11 protein-coding genes and 4 pseudogenes are annotated in these 12,433 nt (G+C 67.3%); 4 read left to right on the top strand and 11 right to left on the bottom strand.

Annotation, left to right across the window (positions count from 1 at the left end; all coding sequences use genetic code 11):
• Window positions 1–512: 512 nt before the first annotated feature.
• On the bottom strand, window positions 513–794 hold the full coding sequence (locus tag HED23_RS16785) for a hypothetical protein (RefSeq protein ID WP_203184206.1): 282 nt from the start codon (window positions 792–794) through the stop codon (window positions 513–515).
• Window positions 795–1,063: 269 nt separating this feature from the next.
• On the opposite strand from HED23_RS16785, the pseudogene HED23_RS35230 reads away from it, so the two are divergent.
• A pseudogene (locus tag HED23_RS35230) lies at window positions 1,064–1,219 on the top strand (helix-turn-helix domain-containing protein); the annotation flags it as partial.
• Between the two features lie 225 nt (window positions 1,220–1,444).
• Window positions 1,445–1,921: a hypothetical protein gene (locus HED23_RS35225; RefSeq protein WP_238442356.1), complete on the top strand. Its 477-nt coding sequence runs from the start codon at window positions 1,445–1,447 to the stop codon at window positions 1,919–1,921.
• Between the two features lie 541 nt (window positions 1,922–2,462).
• On the opposite strand, the gene HED23_RS16775 is transcribed toward HED23_RS35225, so the two are convergent.
• From HED23_RS16775 to HED23_RS16735, 10 genes and pseudogenes are all read right to left on the bottom strand, one after another.
• Entirely contained in the window at window positions 2,463–3,140 is a 678-nt protein-coding gene (locus HED23_RS16775; protein WP_203184204.1) for an N-acetylmuramoyl-L-alanine amidase, read from the bottom strand.
• A 238-nt stretch (window positions 3,141–3,378) separates the two neighbouring features.
• Window positions 3,379–3,616, bottom strand: a pseudogene (locus tag HED23_RS35220) (IS5/IS1182 family transposase); the annotation flags it as partial.
• A gap of 166 nt (window positions 3,617–3,782) precedes the next feature.
• Window positions 3,783–4,352 carry an SMI1/KNR4 family protein gene (locus HED23_RS16770; protein WP_203184203.1) on the bottom strand — a complete coding sequence of 190 codons (570 nt, stop codon included), beginning with the start codon at window positions 4,350–4,352 and terminating at the stop codon, window positions 3,783–3,785.
• A 363-nt stretch (window positions 4,353–4,715) separates the two neighbouring features.
• A complete protein-coding gene (locus HED23_RS16765; protein WP_238441999.1) occupies window positions 4,716–5,462 on the bottom strand; it encodes a hypothetical protein in 747 nt (248 codons plus the stop codon).
• A 618-nt stretch (window positions 5,463–6,080) separates the two neighbouring features.
• A complete protein-coding gene (locus HED23_RS16760) occupies window positions 6,081–6,611 on the bottom strand; it encodes a YcxB family protein (RefSeq protein WP_203184202.1) in 531 nt (176 codons plus the stop codon).
• A gap of 227 nt (window positions 6,612–6,838) precedes the next feature.
• Window positions 6,839–7,585, bottom strand: a complete 747-nt coding sequence (locus tag HED23_RS16755) for an SAM-dependent methyltransferase (RefSeq protein WP_203184201.1) — start codon at window positions 7,583–7,585, stop codon at window positions 6,839–6,841.
• 17 nt (window positions 7,586–7,602) lie between these two features.
• Window positions 7,603–8,664, bottom strand: a complete 1,062-nt coding sequence (gene rsgA / locus HED23_RS16750; protein ID WP_203187519.1) for a ribosome small subunit-dependent GTPase A — start codon at window positions 8,662–8,664, stop codon at window positions 7,603–7,605.
• 610 nt (window positions 8,665–9,274) lie between these two features.
• Window positions 9,275–9,481, bottom strand: a complete 207-nt coding sequence (locus HED23_RS16745; RefSeq protein WP_203184200.1) for a DUF6243 family protein — start codon at window positions 9,479–9,481, stop codon at window positions 9,275–9,277.
• Between the two features lie 594 nt (window positions 9,482–10,075).
• Window positions 10,076–10,624: pseudogene (locus HED23_RS16740) on the bottom strand (AraC family transcriptional regulator); the annotation flags it as partial.
• A gap of 73 nt (window positions 10,625–10,697) precedes the next feature.
• Window positions 10,698–10,853, bottom strand: a pseudogene (locus tag HED23_RS16735) (NAD(P)-binding domain-containing protein); the annotation flags it as partial.
• Window positions 10,854–10,902: 49 nt separating this feature from the next.
• Between HED23_RS16735 and HED23_RS16730 the strand changes: the two are divergent.
• Both HED23_RS16730 and HED23_RS16725 read left to right on the top strand, forming a co-directional pair.
• Window positions 10,903–11,310 carry a MerR family transcriptional regulator gene (locus HED23_RS16730; protein WP_203184199.1) on the top strand — a complete coding sequence of 136 codons (408 nt, stop codon included), beginning with the start codon at window positions 10,903–10,905 and terminating at the stop codon, window positions 11,308–11,310.
• A 224-nt stretch (window positions 11,311–11,534) separates the two neighbouring features.
• A complete protein-coding gene (locus HED23_RS16725; RefSeq protein WP_203184198.1) occupies window positions 11,535–12,194 on the top strand; it encodes a class I SAM-dependent methyltransferase in 660 nt (219 codons plus the stop codon).
• Window positions 12,195–12,433: the final 239 nt, after the last annotated feature.

The following is a 12,433-nucleotide window of genomic DNA, read 5'->3' as shown; positions in this document are numbered from 1 at the left end:
TTTCGCTCAGCCGACTGAGGCATCGGGCGCAGGCGGAGGGCGCGGTGCAGCTTGTCCGTGGAATGACAAGGGCCTGGGCTGGTGTGCCGAACGTGAAGACGTCGCAGTCGGCGCGCGTGGGGGTACCCGCCGCGAGAGCACGGTCGCGGTCGCCTATGACCGCACACCGTTGCTCATTCCCGCCTGCGATATCGGCCCTGCCGCCGGCGGCAGACTCGGCGCGACGCGCGGGCACCGTCACGGTCCGGACCGGCCGGGTTCCAGGTCCACGTCCCCGGCCCGAAGACCGTGAAGAGCTAGGCGTACTGGCCGCTCAGCGGCACAGCGAGCCGGGCGGACCGCCTGCGGCGCGGGGAGACCGCCGCACCCGGCCGGGTTGCCGGATGCGGCGAGGCTGTCGCGTCGGACGGTGGCCGACGGGGTGCCGGCTCGCGCCAGGTACGGGAGAGCACCGGTGGCCGTCGACGGCCTCCTCCTGCGTGATCGAGGAGGCCACCGGCAGCACTAGGTGCTCAGCGGTTGGTCCACAGGTTCCAGACCCAGGGCCAGGCGGAGCCCTCAGCGCACTGGTAACGGTCCCAGTGCCCTCGTTCGATGCCCTGCTGACCAGCCGTCTGGCACCCGTTCAAGGTCATGAACTTCTCGCGGTGGACGTTGAGGCCGTCGGCAGCCTGCACAGCGGTCACCCTGTGGGAGACCGAGGCGGATGCCGCGACGGCAGGGGCCGTCGAGCCCAGGGCGAGCCCGGCAACCGCGACAGCTGCGAAAGCGGACAGTGCAATGCGTACACGCATGATGAAGATCCTTCCGGTAGGGGTTCGAAGCCGGGCCATTACGGCGTCCGCCGACAAGGCCACGACCACCGGCACGCTCACCCTTGGGGGTGATCTGCTTTCAGCCGGTACGCAGAGTTTGCACAGGAAGCAGCACCTTCATGACGTGATCCCGCTTGCTTCACCGATGTCGGGATAAATACAGTCCTGACCTGCTGGGACGTACCTGTCCCGGGACACGGGAAGCCGGCGGGACGCCGTTGCCCCGTCCAGTGAAAGGGCCCTTTTCGATGACCGGCCAACGACCCGACCACGGTGCGGCAGCACGGGAGCTAGGAGCAGCGCTACGGCGCCTGCAGCAGCAATCAGGGCGCACACTGCGCAGCCTGGAAACCGAGGTCCGTATCAGCGACTCGTCACTCTCCCGCTATTTCCGCGGCGAAACCGTGCCGGCCTGGTCCGCGGTGAGAGACCTGTGCCGGGCGATGGAGGCAGATCCCACCCAGTACCGCGTTCTGTGGGAAGCAATCGACAGCCCCCCGCCCGACGAACGAGATGCCACCGCCAGCACAGGCGTTGCCACCGGCGGTGCGGCTACCGCTGCCGCTCCTTCACGCCCTGCTGGTCCGGCATGGTGGCCTCGACGGCGCGGGCCTCAGCCCCTGCGCCGCGTGCTCCTGACCAGCCGTGCGGCCATCGCCACGGCGACCGCCGTCGCGGGCGCACTCGTGACCGCCGGGTTCTTGCTGTTCCCGCTGCGGGGCACGCCCGATGCCACGCCCGCCGCACTCGGCGCCCAAGGGGAAAAAGCAAGGACGGGCGGGAGTGGTCATGCCGGTGTGCTCGTCCACAACGTCGAGAAAGCCTGCCAGAAACCCCGCACCACCCATTGCGCGCTTTCCCTGGCCTACAACCCCTACCGCCCCTACAACACCACCAACTCCGCAGGCCGTGTCTGGCACCACGACCTCCTTCACGCCACCTGCACCATCGCCAACGGCGTCACCGTCACCGACGAGGACCACAAGCACACCAGCATCTGGATCCGGACCACGCACGAGGGAAAGCAGCTCTGGCTCCCTGGAATCCGCGTGCGCCCCGACCACCTGACCCAGCTCACCACCGTTCTGCCTACCTGTACTTCATGAGCCCCGTGACTGCCGAACGGCCCGGATTCGGTCCAGCGGCGGCGGCGGCGGTCGTGACGTCCGACTCCAGGCGGCCGGTCCAGACGGACCGATCAGGTTGAGGCACATCCTCCTGCCGTCGTCCAAGGCCGCGCGTCTGGCCTTCAGGTGCGCCTCCCGTGCCGGCCTGCCGGTCGTCGACGGCCGGCCAGCCCGGGCCAGGCGCTCGTTGAGAAGGGCGCGAACAGTCGACGGCGTACGGTCCGTGATGGTGATGCAGGAGCCCTCTGCGACTACGGCCGCCCGGCGGTCGTTCGCGATGGCCTGGTGGGCGAGGAAGCCGAGGCCGGCTTGCTGCGCATGCTCGGCGAGTAGCCGGGCGAGCGGAAGCCGGAGGTCATGGGTGAAGGCCCCCTGCCGCGTCGGCCCCCTTCGTGAACTGCGCCTCGCGCAGCGCCGAGATGAATGCGGCGGGAGAGTCGGTGCGAGCATGCAGCGGTGTTGCCGTCACCGACATGAAGTCGTAAGGGCCCTGCTCGGCGCGGCTGAGGCTCACCAGGATTCAGATGCCGAGCGCATCCAGCAGGGCGCGCACCACGCGCTTGACGCCGCCCGGGCCGGTCAGCAGATCCTTGTCGTCGCGGTTGGTGAGGAACCCGCACTCGGCGATGAAAGCTCTCTGGTTACCGGCCTCGACGGCCATTCGAGTGCCGTAGTACTTCTTCAGGTTATCGGTGTAATTATCATCCCGAAATCCGCGCGACCAGCCGTGCAGCTCGTAGGCACGTTTCCATGCCTGGGCGAGAGACTGCCCTGGGGCGTTGCGGTAGCCGACGCTCGCCCCGTGCGCACTCTGATTGGTCGAGCCGTCGCAGTGGAAGGCGACGAACGCGTCGCCGGCGTACTGCTCCAAGGGCTCGTCGGCCTTGATGACCCGCAGGTGCCAAAGCTCCCGGCCCGGCGGACCGGACATTCCGAGTTCCTCGGCACAGGCATCCGCCACCGCTTTCACGAATTTCTGTTCCCCTGGTGTGCCGGTGGCGCCCGATGTACGGAAGCAATGGCCCATCTGTACCACGAGGATCCGGACGGTCGGCCTCTTCTCCTCGTCCTGAGACCACAATGGGGCGTCGGACTCCTCGGCCGTGGGGTGGACCGGAGCGTCTGCGGCGTCGGGGAGGGACCGGTCGTTTTCCGGGCCGCCCTCGGCCTCGGCGTTGGGCTCGTTTTCGTGGGTCACGTGGACTCCCGCTGAAGTGCTTTGTTCCGCGGTGGCGTGCTGGGAACACACGGCGTTTTGAGGCCGTCACCCCGCACCTACGCCGTGAGGCCGACCTCATCGACGATTCGACCTGCCCAGGAGTGACCGCTCGCCCGTGATCGCCGGCCTGGCCCGGCTTGCCGGGAGTGCGTGACAAGCCTTTCAATCACGGTCACACCGTCCGCACCGCACCGCAACACAGCACTGTCTCGTGAGTCCGGTCGGCGAGCATGTTGGTGACGGCCGTGACGTAGGCATGGGCGATGCCGTCGGGTTTTCCGAAGGCGCTTCCATGCGGGCGGGGGTGTCATGACGGCCGAGTACATGAGCGTGACGAGCGCTCGCTGGTGCGGCGGGAGTTTGCACCGTCTGCCACCCTCACGGGTGACGATGAACATCGTGACCCAATGGCCTGGGGCGTGAGGCAGGTCGAGTGAGGCGCGACAGGGAATCAAAAGGGCTTCTGTGCCGTTGGGTTGAGACGTCGGACAGCTCCCTCGACGACACTCCACCCTGCCCCTCGCGGCTCCTGCTCTAACGCCGCCTACGGCACCACCACCGGCGGTTGAGCTGCGAACGCTCAAGGAACAACTCCTCCGGAACAACCGTGGCACCTTTGTGTCACGACCAGACGAGTCGCCCTTCGTCGACCTCGCAGACCGGATGGTTTCCATCGGCGATCTTCGTCAGCATCTCTGCCACGGAATCGAAATAGTGAGCCAGTGATTCGTACTCGCCCGTGATCGTGATCTCGCCCACGAACCACCTGCCGATACGCCCGTCCCGTGCGTCGATGAACTTTCCCGTCCAGCCGTCCTGGTCGGACAGGAACGGGATCCACTCATTACGCCAGAACGGATTGTCCGGCTGGTCCGGAGGGTCGAATCCGCCGATCCTGGAGCGGTTCGAATAGAGGATCTCCATCGCCCGGATGCCCAGAAAGAAGCTGCCCTCGTCAGGGAACCCGGCGAAGCCGCAACATGCCACTTCGTCGTCCACATCTTCCTCAGGAAGATCCAGATTGTTCTGCAGCAGCCACGCCCGCAGATCCTGAGGGAGGGGGATGCCCATCCGTTCCTCGGCGGCCGCGAGCAGCTGCTCCGTAGCGGGCCCAGGCAGTTCCGCGTATTGGGCCGGGGCGTGCTGCTCAAGCAGATTCATCACGCGGGACCAGCTCTCCACCACACCCATTCCCCTCTCTGCGCGGACGCCCCGTACGGCTGAGCCACTGCGGGGGTTACCGTTCGAAGCGTTGATGCCGGGCCGTAGTCCCGAAGCATGTGTGCAGAAAGCCACGTTGGGGAGTGCCGACCGGAAAACTCGCAGGGATGATACTCCGAGTCAGCCTCCGCCTCACCTCCACCCCCACGACAACCTTGCACCTGGCGGCCCGAAGTACAGGACCGGTCGCTCGGCGAGGTGGTCACCCGTCAACTTCTCCAGGACGCGGCCGCTGTTCCTCGGCGAACCCGGCAGAGGGACTTCCGCGGCACCAGCATGGAAGTCAGAGCGCGCCTTGCAGGTGAAAATGAGTTGGATGCATTCGTAGTCGTCTCAGCCGAGGATGAAGGAAGTTCCCTCTGTCACGGACGCTGCGCTGCCGGGTGTGAACCGTCTGACCTCTCCCCGGAACGATCGGGCTTCCAGCCAACTCTGCGCTGTCGCATCCGGCAGTACGGCCAGAAGTCCTTCGAAATCCGTGGGCCGGTAGACCTTGAATGTCTTTTCTCGCCGGTGATCAGAATGCTCTATGTCGAACCGGAGGTCTACGACCGGCTGCGGTTCACGGCCCCAATCGCTGTAAGGCAACGCGCCGTGACCATGGATTCGAGCGTCAACCAGAACCTCGGGGTCGGCATCACCGATCTCGCAGTCAAATATGGGAAATGCCGTCGCTACACGAGGCGCGAGAGCCGGGTACGCCTGGTAAGCCTGCCCGAGGGGCGGTGCGCAAAACAATGCGTGGGTGAACCGTCGGACCGGTATCGGCATACGAACCTTGTGGTGGGAACGACCGTCGAAGGCCAGGCCACGTCGAGCACACACGAAGTCCAGGAAGGCAGACACCGCGCCGCCTTCATGGCTCTTTCCTCGTACGACGAACCGCGCAGCCCTACGTCCCTGCTCGCACAGGACGACGTACTCGTGAAACCCCATCACATGGCTCGAATGGATCCGGCAGTACACCTCATCGAAGCCATCGACCGGCAGATACTCCGAAGCCGGGCCGGCCGCTCCGAAGCCGGCTCGGATCACATCCAGAACAGGCGACGCCTGATCGAGCTCTGCCTCGTCAGGCACCGGTTCAACCTCGACGAATCCCTTCCGCAGCAACTCACCTATCTTGCGTGCGGCATGACGTCTCGCGTGCTTCTCGTCATTGAGCGTCGAGGTACTGGCCTTACGGCTCCCACCGACGGACCCCCATCGGACAGAACAGCGGATCCCCTCCTGGCTGATCTCTCTGTACTCGGACTTGCCCCCCGACAAGCGCTCGAACCGCCGCCATCCCATCATCAAGCCCTCCGGTTCCTGTAGCGGCACCACGCAACCAAGGCCGCCCGCAGGCAGACACGCTATCCTGCGATGGTTTGCTGCCTGCCACCCTCGGCCTGGCCGAGCACTTCACATGCTGCGAGACCTTGACGCGGTGACAGTGGGACTCACCCTCGAGTGGAGTTCCGGCAACGTCCGAGGGTGCTGTGAACCGCGTCGAGGAGATCGGTCGAGGAGATCGAACGGCAGCTCTTCGGGCGAGTAGGCGACTCACCACGGCGAGTCCGCGGGCGGTCGCATCCCTCGGGGCGGTTCTCCTCCAGGGCCTCTACCGCGCCGCTCCTGACCGCTGCTTCGTCCGTTGACACCGAACTTGGAGTTTCTTGCCGGAGGCGAAGCGATCCCGGCCCTGGCGAGGAGCGGTCAACGGCTGTGTAGGCGCTTTGAGCGGCGGAGCGGAGCCGACTGCAGAACGCCTCTCAGCTCGGTCTCGCCGGTCCCGGCAAGCAGCCGCTTGGGCGCGATCAACAGGCCGATCTTCCAGCCGAGGCGTCCGGTCACGACGAAGACACGCTCGGTCTCGTAGTAGCGGTACATGGCCGACCACGGCACCCGCATGAGTTCTTCTGAGCTGCGGGAGACGACGAAGCCGGCGCTGTCGACCACGACCTGCTTCTCTCCCGTGGCCTGCTCGGCACTGAACATGCGGCCCGCGAGCAGCGGGGCAAGGAACAGGCCGAGCACACCGTAGACAAGAGCGAGGGTCAGCAGACCGGCGTTGATCGGGCCACCTTGGGCGGCGTGGCGCAGGCTCAGCGCCGCCATCAGGACCGCGGCCACGACGACGAGCCACCGCAGGTGTCGGAACCATCCGGCCTCTGCGACTGCCTCGTCGAACTCCTCCCGTGTCAGGATGCCGCCGAAAGTGATCGTCGTCTGCCGTGTGTCGTCCACGGGCGCGCAGCCTACATGCCCGTGCCTGGTCCGCCGGGGCCCGGTCGGGGCCAGCCCAGAGGAGCCTGAGTCCGGGGCCGAGTCGCAGATCTTCGGCGACCCGCCCTTTGCAAGGTTGCGTAGGGATCCACTCCCGGAGCGGGATCGCGATGCACGCCGCAGTGAACGCAGTGTCCCGTGCGGGGCCCGGACGGTGTGACGGCCGGGCCCCGCACAGGACGGGTACATCAGCGCTTCATGAGGGCGAAGACTCCCCAGCCGAGATACTCACGGGTGGAGCGCGCGTAGCCGGCGGGTTCGGTGGTGAGCCCTTCCCTTACCTCTGGGGCCAGTTCGTCGTCCGGGTTGCGATCGAGCCAGCGGCGCATGTTGAGCCACTGGGCGGCGGCGTACCGGTCCCAACTGTCCTGATCGGCCAGCGTCATTTCCACGACGTCGTACCCGAGGTCCTGAAACTGCCCGATCAAGTCGGGGAGTTCCCGGTAGTCGGCGATGGCGGTGGCGTGGCAGGCCTTGGCGGTCTGCTCGTCCGGAGGGGTCCGGCGCCAGTACGGTTCACCGATCAGCATCAGGCCCCCGGGACGGAGACTGCGGTCGAGCAGCTCGATCGTCCCAGCGACACCGTTGCCGATCCAGGTGGCGCCGACACAGGCGGCCAGGTCGACGGGCTGGTCCGTGACGTGGCCGACGGCGTCACCATGGATGAAATCGACCCGGTCGGCGACGCCGAGTTCGGCGGCGCGGGCTCGGGCCTGCTCGGTGAAGACCGTGCTGATGTCCACCCCGGTACCTGTGATCTTGTGGTCGCGGGCCCAGGTGCACAGCATCTCGCCCGAGCCACTGGCCAGGTCGAGTGCCCGTGTTCCGGGGGCGAGGCGGAGTGAATCGCCCAGGGTGGCGAGCTTGTCCGCGGTCAGCGGGTTGTGGATCCGGTGGCTGCTCTCGCGGATGGTGAAGATGCGGGGAAGGTCCATGACCAGATTCCTTTCCGTCATGCCTTGAAGTTCGGTGACTGCTTGATGGCGCGTCGCAGTAGCGCGCCGTGCTTCTTCGGCCGCTCGAGCTCGGCGCGCAGCCGCGCGTCGGTGCGAGAGGCGGCGTAGGCGTTCTCGCGCCGCAGTCGGTGGTAGCTGTCGAGGCGCCGCCGGGTCAGGTGGCCGTCCTCCATGGCGGACAGCACGGCGCAGCCCGGTTCGGTGGCGTGGGCGCAGTCCGCGAAGCGGCAGTCCCGAGCCAGCTCGGAGATCTCGGCGAAAGTCTGGCCCAGGCCTTCGTCGGCATCGTGCAGGCCGATGCCACGCAGGCCCGGGGTGTCCAGCAGGACCCCGCCGTGGGGCAGCGGCAGCAGCGCGCGCCATGCGGTGGTGTGCCGGCCCTTGCCGTCGCTCCCGCGCACTGTGCCGGTGGCCAGTAGGTCCTTGCCCAGCAGACGGTTGCCGAGGCTGGACTTGCCCGCACCCGAGGGCCCGAGCAGGACGATCGTGCCCGACAGGACCGCGGCGAGGACGTCCGTGCCCTCGCCGGTGGCGGCGCTGGTGACCAGCACCTCCACGCCCGGGGCGACCGTGGCCACCTCGGAGGCCGCCGACACTGGGTCGGCGCACAGGTCGGCCTTGGTGAGCACCACCACAGGGTTGGCGTCGCTCTCCCAGGCCAGGGCGAGCATCCGCTCGATCCGCCCGTGCTTGAGCGGGTCGGCGAGGGAAACGGTCACCGCCACGGTGTCGACGTTCGCGGCCAGCACCTGGGCTCGGGAGGCGCGCGACGTGGTGGAGCGGACCACGGCGGTCCGGCGCTCCAGTACCTCGACGACGGTGGCGGCAGTTGCCGCACCGGCCGGCCGGACGGCAACCCAGTCGCCTGTGCACGGTGGCAGCTGGTCACCGGTTTCCGACGAGGGGGCGATCACTGCGCGGACGGGGCCGGTCTCGGCGACGACCTCGCACAGACCACGCTCGGCCCGCACCACGCGGGCCGGAACCAGCCCGCCGGCCCGCGACGAGGCGAAGGAACGTTCACGTTCCGTGTCCCAGCCGTAGTCGGCCGGAGTCAGGACGCGCGCAGGAGGAGAGAGCGCAGGGTGGTGTGATCGTGAATTGGGTTGATGGAACAACGTGGAGACCCTTGAGAAGGGGCCCCGCCGGACGGCAGGCGTGCCGGAACTACCCCCACCGGGTAGGAAGGCAGACGAAGGTCAGGACGAGGCCCGGGAGATGAGGATGATCCGGGCACCGCGCGCAGCGGTGGTCTCCACGACGACCATGCAACTCACCTCCTTGAAATCTCCGTGCGAACAAGTTTTCGCTGACCAAAGATAACACCCTTCGTGGGCCGTCGGCGTCGCCTGGGCGGCACATCCGAGATGTAGAAGCCAAGCGCCGGCTGGACCAGTTCATCGAGGACATGGAAAAGCGGGCGCCGCGAGCGCGACCGTGGGTGCGCACGCACCCTGGTGCGTATGGCGAGAGTCCTGCACCGGCACACGGCAATGTGCGAGACGTCGCAGCAATGCGCGAGTGGCGTGACCGTGTCGAGGCGATCGGCAGGCGGGGTGGTCGGCACAGAGCTGAGCGGGACCGTCCGTGTCCGGAACAGCAACAGGACCCGGGCCGCGTGTCGCGGTCCGGGCCCTGTCACCTGCGCTGCCGCCCTGCGGCGGCGCCTCAGCTCTGTGCGGTGTCGTCGCCCGTCTGGCCGGCGCCCTCAGCGCCTGCCCTCTCGCGCATCTTGCGGACCAGCTCCGCCTTCTGGTCGGCGGCACCCTGGCGGTCAAGGTTGCGGTGCGGCCCATTGTTCTGCCGTTCGGCGCGGGACAGCTTCTTGCGCTGGCCGCCGCCCATACCCACGGGGTTGTTGATGTTCTTGCTCACGGGTTCTCCCGGGAATGATGTGAGGTGATCTACGGACTCATAGGCGGGGGCGGACGCGGCGACGTCGAATGACGTCAGCAGGGGCCCATCACGCTCTCACTCGTAAATCGGTGGGTGGAAGAACATGACCGAGACGTTACCTGGTTCAGTCAGCCCCGCACACCAAGGTTCTCACCTCCAGGCTCCGGCCAGGCATTCGGTGAGCGCCTGGGGCCGGCCGCTTCCTTCCACGGACTCAGCACCGCCGGCACCCGCCAGGCACGGGCTGCGGACGCCGGGACCAGGAGCGTGCCGGTTCACGGCCGAGCTCGCGATGCCGCTGTGGTCCGGTGAACCGCCCGTGGCCCGCCGGATACGAGGATGGCCCGGTGGGAGGTGCGAGCCCGGGGCCTTGCCCGTCCCGCGCCCGTCGGACTCCTGGGCGTACGACGGGGAGCACAGGTCGTACGAGGCGAGCTCGCCGACCCTAGAATGCGGTCTGCGGCCGATGCAAGTGACGGCGGCGTAGTGATCCCTCGTACGGTCCGGCGATGACTGAACCGCCGGGCCGAGCTGAACCGTCTTGGACTGTGGGGCGGACCGGGCCAGGCCGAGTCACGTCATCGTTGGCTGTCTGCGGTAGTCGCCCGGTGGCACACCCACAACCCTCTTGAAAGCGACGCTCAGGGCGCTCTCGGAGCCGTATCCGACGGAGCGTGCGATCGCGGCGAGCGTCTCCCCGCCGTCCCGCAACTGCCGGGCCGCGAGCTCGATGCGCCAACGAGTGAGGTACTCGAGAGGACCCTGGCCTACCGTCGCCTTGAAGCGGGCAGCCAGAGTGGAGCGGGATACCGAGGTGGTGTGCGCCAGTTCGGCCACGGTCCACGGACGCGCGGGATCACGGTGCAGGCAGGTCAGGGCTTCCGCGATCACGGGATCGCCGAGACCGGCCAGCCAGCCGGACGACGCGTGCGGATCGCGCGCGAGGTGCAGCCGCAGCACATGGACGAGCATGACGACGGCGAGTCGCTCGGCCACCAGTGTGGCGGCCATGGGCCGGTCCGTCAGCTCCTGGTCGATCACGGTCAGTGCCCATCGCACAGTCTCCGCGTGCCGGGTGCCGGCCGGGATGTGGATGACTGGCGGCAGCTGGTCGAGCAGCAGTTACGTCGTACAGGGACGCCAGGCCATGTCCGCACCGAGGTCGGTAACGGTGCCGAGCGCGTCGAGTGTTGACTGCCAGCCGTGCACCTCTGTCCACGTGCTGGTCGGCCTTGAACGGCGTACGGTTCCACACGGTTGTGGGATGTCCAGCTTCCAGGAACGCGCCGGCAGGCGCCCGTCCCATCAGTCCGAGTCCGACGACTGCCACGGGTGTGGCGGTCTTGTTCATGGCAGCATCGTCAACGTCGATACCGGTATGAAGGTCGAGCGAGGTTCTGATGCTGATCGGTGAACTGAGTCGTCGGACGGGCGTCAACGCCCATCAGTTGCGCTACTACGAGGCCCAGGGCCTGCTGGAAGCAGACCGCGGCGGAAATGGCTACCGTGAGTACGACGAGAACGCCGTACTGCGGGTGAAACAGATCCGCCACCTGCTGGGTGCCGGTCTGTCTTCCGAGGACATCGCGTATCTGCTGCCCTGTGCGGTGGGGGAGGCACCCGAACTGCTCGGGTGCCCCGAGCTGCTGGCCGCGATGCGGTTACGGCTGCAGCGCCTGGACGATCAGATGGGCAGGCTCGCTCAGTCCCGTGCCACTCTCGCCGACTACATCGATGCGGCCGAGCGCATGAGTGACCGGACGTACCCGCCCTTCGACGGTGCCGGAACGAAGCCCGTGCTCTCCTGAGCGGCCAGGGAGCCGGTTGGGGCCTGAGCGTGGCTTGGGACCTGCCAGTCGATGCTCAAACGGGCATCCACCGCCCGTCCAAGCACACGAACGCGACATCGAGGCCTGGTCGCGGTGCGGAACAACACCAAGGGCCCTTCATCCGGGCGGGACCGCTGACGAGATCCTCGACGAAGCCGCCTACCGCCGGCGACTCTCCGACTCAGGTCACTAGGGTCGGCCGCATGCCTGATCACTCATACCTCGCCGCCGTCAGGGAATCGTACGACACGGTCGCCTCCGACTATTGCGAACAGGTCCGGCCTCCGGCGGACCTGGATCCGCTGTCACGAGGGATGCTGAACGTCTTTGCAGAGGTGGTACGAACAGCCGGCCTCGGGCCCGTCGCGGACCTGGGATGCGGGCCCGGCAAAGTCACGGCCTACCTCGCGGAGCGGCAAGTACCCGCGTTCGGCATGGACCTGTCGCCCGTCATGGTCGACCTGGCCCGTAGCGCCTACCCAGATCTGAGCTTCAGCGTCGGCTCGATGACCTCGCTCCCCATCGAGAACGAGGGCCTCGGCGGCATCCTCGCGTACTACTCCACCCACCACACGCCACCGACGTTGCTGCCGGTCGTGTTCGGCGAGTTCCATCGCACTCTCGCACCCGGTGGCTGTTTGATGCTGGCCGGCCATGTAGGGGCCGGCCAGCATCTACGTCCCACACAGGCATACGGCGGGCATCCGGTGTCCTACGAGTCGTACCTGCTGCCGCCTGACCGGATTGCCGAACTCCTGAAACAGGCCGGACTCATCCTCACTGCACGTCTGGTGGAGGAACCCGGCGACGGGGCCGAGAGGACTTTCGCAACCTTCCTTGCCCACAAGCCCGAACAGCCTTGAGGCTCCCCTTTGGCCGGGGCGGTCAGGAGAATCGGCGAGCAGCCGTTCCGTGTCTCTCCATGCAGGTGGAGGCAGGACGGCGGCGTGCTCGTAGAGGAGTGCATGTTGAGCGCTGTCTGATCTTGAGCAGCCCGATGTGCTGTTCACGGAGGTCGGGTGAGGTGACAGTGATCAGCGCTCGCAGGCAGACCATTCGCAAGCCAGGGCCCCGACCTTGGTGTCGTCTCGGGAAGAGGCAG

Origin of the sequence: Streptomyces pratensis (assembly GCF_016804005.1) — a bacterium.
GTDB lineage: Bacteria > Actinomycetota > Actinomycetes > Streptomycetales > Streptomycetaceae > Streptomyces > Streptomyces pratensis_A.
The sequence above is the reverse complement of the archived record's forward strand: the minus strand, read 5'-3'. Positions and strand labels throughout refer to the sequence as shown.